Here is a 7,095-nt window from a genome sequence, read left to right on the forward strand (position 1 = left end):
TCAATCAACCAACCCGCAGCAACTTTGACTTGGCCATGAGGTTGCAAATAATGTGGAATCTGAGGAAATTTCTCAAGTAATGCCTGGAGTTGCTGCTCAGATATAATGGGGTTTTTAAAAAAACTCCCTACATTGGCAAACTCTTTAGGATCTGGGAGTTTGTTCTGTCTGATATGAATCACTTGTTGTTGTAAATTTTCAGCTGTCACTTCATCACCCATCGCTTGACGAAGATCTCCATAGTTAATTTTAAGTTCAGCTTGTTTTAATAATTTAAATACCACGTGACAAATCACATAACGCTGTGGCTGTTGTTTAAAAATACTATCACGATAAGCAAAAGCGCATTCTGCTGATTTCAACTGGCTAAACTGTCCAAGTTCACGATCATAAACTTCAATATAATCAATAAACTCACCAACTTCCACCCCATAAGCACCAATGTTTTGTACTGGTGCTGCGCCTACGAGGCCAGGGATAAGTGCTAAATTTTGCAAGCCATAACATTGCTGCTGGGTACTCCAAAGCACGAAATCATGCCATGGCTGCCCTGCACCAACGCGAAAATACTGATATTTGCTATCAGCACTTAAGGCTTCGATTCCCTGAATTTGCATATGCATAACCAACGCATTTATTTCTCGAGGCAACAAAACATTACTGCCTCCAGATAATATCAGCACGTTAAGTTGATGTGCTGCTGCATAATCTAATGCAGCGACAATCTCCTCAACATGATGAATCTGCACATAATGTGAAGCGACCGCTTCAAGTTGCAGTGTATTAAATGGCTTAAGTTGGACCTGCGTCAAAATGTTCATAGGGTATTAGTTGTTTACCTGTGGCAAATGTTGTTGAAAATATACTACCCAAGCTTGGCTGCTTGATTCACACTGATCAAGCACACGTTCAAAATCTGCTGCCTCACCATAATACGGATCTGGTAATGCTTGCTTAAGATAATCTGGATCATGTTCACTCATCAGGGCAAGCTTTGCCAAGACCTGATCAGCACCATAATGCTGAATTGCCTGAGTGTGCAAGCGTTTTAAATGACTAAGATTATCTAAGTCCATCGCTAGAATTAAATTAAAATTAATGAAATCCGCTAAAGTTACTTGGCGTGCGCGCAAGGTGGACAAATCATAACCACGTTGCTTTGCATGAAATTGGCTACGCTGATCTGGAGCTTTATTGGGGTGATAATTACTGGTTCCAGCAGAGTCAACGACGATATTCATTTGAGCTTCACTACAGTAATGTCGAAGTACAACCTCAGCTGTAGGCGAACGGCAAATATTACCGAGACAAATACACAATACCTGATAAGGTGCTTGAGTTTGCAATGACATATCCCCCAAATGATTTATTCTATGTGATTGGCTTATGTTAATTTATTTGGGTAATGAATCCTATACGACAGCGAAACAATAATTGTTTAATTTATTCTAAGCTACAATCTAAACTCGGGCTTTTGCAGTATTTCTGACCATCTACTAACTTCACCGCGATTTGAAGAGGCCATCACTGCTTACTCAGCCCGTAGAATGACTATTATGAAGAGCTAAGACTGGATCGGATGAACACATATTCGTGGTATTTTACGCTGCTTGAATAACATTAAAAACACCACAAAGTACGCCTTTATGGTGTTTCTTACACAAGCTTGCTAGAGGGAATATTCTCTAAGTTGTGTGGAATTATGCTTGTGCTGGATCAGTCACAGAGTCCTGACCTGTTTCGACACGGCCAGCAAAACGGCGATAATAACTTGTATCTTGGCTACTTCTGACTTCAAAATCATACCAATGATAAGATTCAGTTAAATCCCATTTTTGCGTATGTGTTGCACCTGCAGCGACGGTCACTTTAATCGGTGCATCTAAGCGATAAACTACAGGTTTAATCACAAACTCAACTGCTTTAGCCCCTGTATTGACAAGATCAACAGAAACATGACCATTGCTAATATCGTAACAAACACGAATCTCTGGGTTTTGTTCTAAAGCATGGATACGGTTTAAGTCGCCTTTAAAATGACGATGATAACCATTTGGCCCCATCACCCAAAGATCATATTGCCCTTGGTATTCTTGCGCTACTGGCCAAACATCGTCGATAGTTTTGCCAGCTTCCACCACATAACGCCTTGGAATAGCTGCCAAATCCAATTTGTTATAGACATGGAAAACCGCACCTTGAGTACCAGTATTAGAGAACAATAACTTAACTACTCCATCTTGAGTTAAGCAGCGTGCACTCGTATGTAGTTCATAAGGTAAAGCACGAGACTGCTTAATACCGCGTTGTTGGATCGGATAAGCATTATCGGCAGGTACAGGTGTTTGTGATAAAGCTTGCTGCGCCCTACGTGTTTCATCTGCTTCTGCACGAGTGATTTTACCGTTCAGCTCAGGTAAGACATCATCATTCGGGTTTTTAAAGTTAAGTGCAGAAGTTAAATCACCACATACAGCACGGCGAAATGGGCTGATATTGGTTTCCTCAATACCAAAACGCTGCTCTAAGAAGCGCAAAACAGAAGTATGATCAAATACCTGTGAGTTTACCCAACCACCACGACTCCAAGGTGAAATCACTAACATCGGTACACGAGGACCCGGCCCAAAAACCTCTCCTTTAGGAGCATGTTGCCAAGCACTACCCTCTGGTTTTGGGTAAGTATGATATTCATAATTCATCTGCTCTTCGCTTAGCGTAGATTTACCCGCATAACTGTTGCCTTGCTTTGAGGGTGCAGATGGTGAAGGTACATGATCAAAATAACCATCATTTTCATCATAATTGATTAAAAATACGGTCTTACTCCATACCTCAGGTACTGCTGTTAGGGCATCTAAGATTTCTTGAATAAACCATGAGCCTTGTATCGGACTTGAAGGGCCTGGGTGCTCACAATATATAGATGGAGCATTGATCCAAGATACTTGCGGCAAACGTCCCTCTTTGACATCACGGCGAAAAGCATCTAAATATTCTTCGGGCTTATTGCCGGGCAACGTGTTGGCAATCCCTTTATACAATGGATTTTTTGCATTGTCAGTCGCATGATCATAAGCATGGTATGGCAAAGATTGTCCAGTTTGTGTATAAGGTGAATTCGGTGCACCGCCACTTGATACAGGGAAACCTGAGTCTATATTGGCCTTTTTAAAAGTACGGAATGCACCAAGCATATTATCGCCCCATTCATCGGGCATATTTTGATAGCTGATCCAGCTTACCCCTGCATCTTCTAAACGTTCAGCATAGGTTTTCCACGTATAACCACGACCTGTAGTATGTGGAAGTCCATCAATCGCATCCCATTCATTACTCACAAATGCAGTTTTTGTCGCTGTCGCACCATTTGTTCCTGTTAAATGAAATGAACGGTTCGCATCTGTACCGGTATGCATAGAACAGTGATATGCATCACAGATCGTGAATGCATTGGCCAATGCAAAATGAAATGGCACTTCCTGCTCTTTAAGATACCCCATAGACTTATCTTCTTTGTCTACAGGCCAACTGGTCATACGCCCATTATCCCAAGCGCGCTGACTGTCTTCCCAATAGTGTGGTGTACCCGATGCACGCTGTGCATTGTGTTTACGGCTATCAAAGTGATACGGCGTCAATACTTGGCCATTGGCACGTTTTTGTTCCCAAACTTGACGACCACCAGGTAGTGGAATAGTAATACGATCAGAAAAACCACGCACCCCTTTTAAAGTGCCAAAATAGTGGTCAAATGAACGGTTTTCTTGCATGAGGATCACCACATGCTCAACATCCTGAATTGTCCCAGTCTTATTGTTGGCTGGAATCGCCAATGCGCGTTGAATACTGGCAGGAAAAGCGGCCAATGCTGCTGCACTCAGACCTGTTTTAATTGAATTTGAAAAAAGTTGACGACGTGTAATCATGATAATAGCTCTTTAATCTGGTTATGGTGCACAGCGAATGACAGCGGGTTTAGAACACTCTTGTTCATTTGAACCAGAGTGTTCAGAGTCCGAGTCATTACAAGCCATCAATACAGAAAAAAGAGGAACGATCAGCAAGAACTGCATCAGTTTTTTAAAAGCATGTTGCATATAGGTGTATTCCGATATTAAGCGCAATACACCTTAGTCAGAGAACATGACAAGCTGCTGACAAATTAATGACAAGCAAGTGATTTAAAAATGGTTTTATTTGAACAAAAATTCAAATAACGTGAAGTGATTCCACTTTACTTAAGTTGCACTTGATGTAGTTCCGCAGAAAATGCGCTCAACAATTGTTTCACAACAGGCTCTTGTCTGAGCAATTCTACTGCACGCACATAGGCATGCTGTTTACGCTGTTGTAATAAGACATATGGGGTTGCTGATGTAATATCTTGGTATTCAACACTAAAATGAGTGTTTGGCCATAAAGCAATTAACGCCTGTTGCAAATCATGCTGTGTTTGAGTAAATAATTTTTCATACTGTGCAGGTATACGGAACAAACAAGCACCATTAATTTCACCAGTCATCAGACCATGTTGGGCAAGCTCTTGCACTGCTGGTGATAAGGCACTATTTCTAAACCAATATTCCCATTTGTGTACGTCCCATTGCCCTTCAAGTTGTTGCTCAGTCAACGTTAAAATCTGCTGAGGCATCAGACCTGTAGATTGCTCGGGTTGGTTTTCAGCAGCAACCTGAGCGCCAAGCTCAGCAGTGAATTGCTCTTGAGAAGGTATTACAGGAGGCTGAGGTGCATTGTGCTGCTGCACTTCGACAGCAGTATCGATTGTCGGTGCAAGGAAAAATAACTCTTGCTCAGACATCGCAGTAACATCGAGTGCGGCTGGTACTGCTGCAATAATTTCCTCTGCCGCAAAACTGGTCAGCTCAAGTGTATCGGATGTAACAGCAGGCTCAGCTTCTGGCTGCATCACTGGTGCTACCGTAGCAACTTGAGTAATGTCTTGCTGGGGTGCTAGATCTTCGACAACTTGATCACTTTGAACAAATGACTCAGTAGAAACTTGTTGATTCCATAATGCTTGAGCTGTCGACTGGTCAATATCGCCTGCACTCTCTGCTTGAGTACTGGATGCTTCAGTTTCGACAACACTAGTTACGGTTTTGTCCTGAGTGAGTGGAATTGTACTCTCTACGGTCTCAACAAGCGTCTGTTCTAACTGTGATATTTGCTGAGCCTCAGATGCTTGAGTCATTGCAGGCTGTTGTTCAGTCGCGTGTACCTGACTGACCTGTTGTGCTCCTGCTGCACTGACTTGATTCAATGCCAAAGGTCTAAATGCCAATAAGCGCAGTACCGTCATCTCAAAACCCTGTTCTTGAGTAACTGCGATTTGTAAATCAGCACGGCCCTTACATGCAATCTGATAATATAACTGCAAATCTTGGGCGGAAATTACAGCCGATAATTGGGTAATTTTTTGATTAATTTCAGAACTATATTTCAGACTCAAATCTGGTAAATACTGCATTAATGCCAACTCATGCAAAGTCGAAATGAGCTGATCTAAGACCAAAGCAACATCGAGTGCTTGTTGTCTAAACTGCAATAATAATTGGCTAACTAAAGCTTTATTGTTTTGATGAATGGCCAAAATCAGATCATAGATCATGCTACGGTCAATCAACCCTAACATCTCTTTGACATCTTGATGGTGAATTGCCCCTTGACCATAGGCAATCGCTTGGTCTGTTAAAGACAAAGCGTCACGCAGCGAACCCTGAGCTGCTTCAGCAATTTGCCAAAGAGCATCAGTTTCAGCAGTTATTTGTTCTGTATTTAAAATTTGACTTAAATGACTGCTAATCTCATCGATCAATAACGGACGTAAAGTAAACTGCAAACAACGGGATATAACTGTAATTGGTAATTTTTGTGGATCAGTCGTTGCAAATAGAAATTTGACATGTGCTGGTGGTTCTTCCAAAGTCTTTAATAAGGCATTGAATGAGTGAGTCGAAAGCATATGCACTTCATCGATTAGATAGACTTTATATCGTCCTTGAGTAGGCGCATATGGAACGTTATCTAATAATTCACGTGTATCTTCAACTTTGGTACGTGACGCAGCATCAATCTCAATGAGGTCAATAAACCGTCCTTCATTAACAGCTTTACATGTTGCACAAGTTTCGCAGGGTGTTGAGGTTACCCCTGTCTCACAGTTAAGGCATTTGGCTAAAATCCTTGCGATCGTGGTCTTACCTACACCACGAGTACCCGTAAATAAATAAGCATGGTGCAAACGTCCACGCTCCAAAGCACTGGTTAATGCGCGTGAGACGTGATTTTGCCCCACCAATTCATTAAAGTTGCGTGGTCTATATTTACGTGCAAGTACCTGATACATGGATGCTCCTTGTGACAGGTCTAAGGATACTGTGTTTTGACCACGCTGTGAATCCTTTCACCCGATCCAACTCGCTCCGCTCGGCTTTTCAATACTTATCGTTGAAAAATCAAACTGATCAGATTAAAACCAGCCCTTATGCCCAGTCTCAACAGCATCTGCACAGCGCAGTGCTTCTTGGGACAACCCCCAAAGTCGATAATCTCCTGTCATGGATGCCACTGGAAAATTATGAACATAAGCAAAACTCAAATGACGTTTCGGATCACACCATGCGCCTGAACCATTATAGCCAACATGACCAAATCCCGATTTAACCCGCTTACCTAAAGTGATAACACGGTGATAGCCTAAACGCCATTTCATCGGGATAGGCATTACCCGATCTCGTTTGTAGGTTTGTATTTGAGTAAACTCATTAAAAATTTCAAGATCAATTAGTTGCTGCCCTTTCCATTGACCTTTTTGTGCCAGCATTGCATATATCTTTGCCAAACTACGCGCAGTAAAAGTACCATTTACAGCAGGCATGACCGCAGTTAATCCTTGCTCACTAAAGAAGCTAAAATCCCGCATTGCACGTGGCACCATTGCATCAAGAAAGTCTTGAGGATTTTGTCCTGATAATTCAAGCAAACGTTCTGAGAAAGTTGTTTTACGTGGTTGTTTTTTCTTTACTGCCTGCTGAGGCTTAGCTTGAGTTGTACTGGTAATTTTACGACATG

The 7,095-nt window shown here is 41.9% G+C and carries 6 protein-coding genes; all 6 read right to left on the reverse strand.

Annotated elements, in window-relative coordinates; translation table 11 throughout:
- Nucleotides 1–821: UDP-N-acetylmuramate dehydrogenase (gene murB / locus Aru01_RS17540; RefSeq protein ID WP_042111707.1), on the reverse strand; the 821-nt coding region annotated here is incomplete at its 3' end.
- Between the two features lie 6 nt (nt 822–827).
- Nucleotides 828–1,352 carry a low molecular weight protein-tyrosine-phosphatase gene (locus tag Aru01_RS17545; RefSeq protein ID WP_016656817.1) on the reverse strand — a complete coding sequence of 175 codons (525 nt, stop codon included), beginning with the start codon at nt 1,350–1,352 and terminating at the stop codon, nt 828–830.
- Between the two features lie 348 nt (nt 1,353–1,700).
- A complete protein-coding gene (locus tag Aru01_RS17550) occupies nt 1,701–3,929 on the reverse strand; it encodes a phosphocholine-specific phospholipase C (RefSeq protein ID WP_016656818.1) in 2,229 nt (742 codons plus the stop codon).
- A gap of 21 nt (nt 3,930–3,950) precedes the next feature.
- Nucleotides 3,951–4,100 carry a hypothetical protein gene (locus Aru01_RS17555; protein WP_016656819.1) on the reverse strand — a complete coding sequence of 50 codons (150 nt, stop codon included), beginning with the start codon at nt 4,098–4,100 and terminating at the stop codon, nt 3,951–3,953.
- A gap of 137 nt (nt 4,101–4,237) precedes the next feature.
- The gene (gene dnaX / locus Aru01_RS17560; protein WP_016656820.1) at nt 4,238–6,370 is read right to left on the reverse strand and encodes a DNA polymerase III subunit gamma/tau; all 2,133 of its coding nucleotides are present in this window, start codon (nt 6,368–6,370) and stop codon (nt 4,238–4,240) included.
- A gap of 123 nt (nt 6,371–6,493) precedes the next feature.
- On the reverse strand, nt 6,494–7,095 hold a 602-nt coding region (locus Aru01_RS17565), incomplete at its 5' end, for a serine hydrolase (RefSeq protein ID WP_042111708.1).

The sequence above is a fragment of the Acinetobacter rudis genome (genome assembly GCF_000829675.1).
GTDB lineage: Bacteria > Pseudomonadota > Gammaproteobacteria > Pseudomonadales > Moraxellaceae > Acinetobacter > Acinetobacter rudis.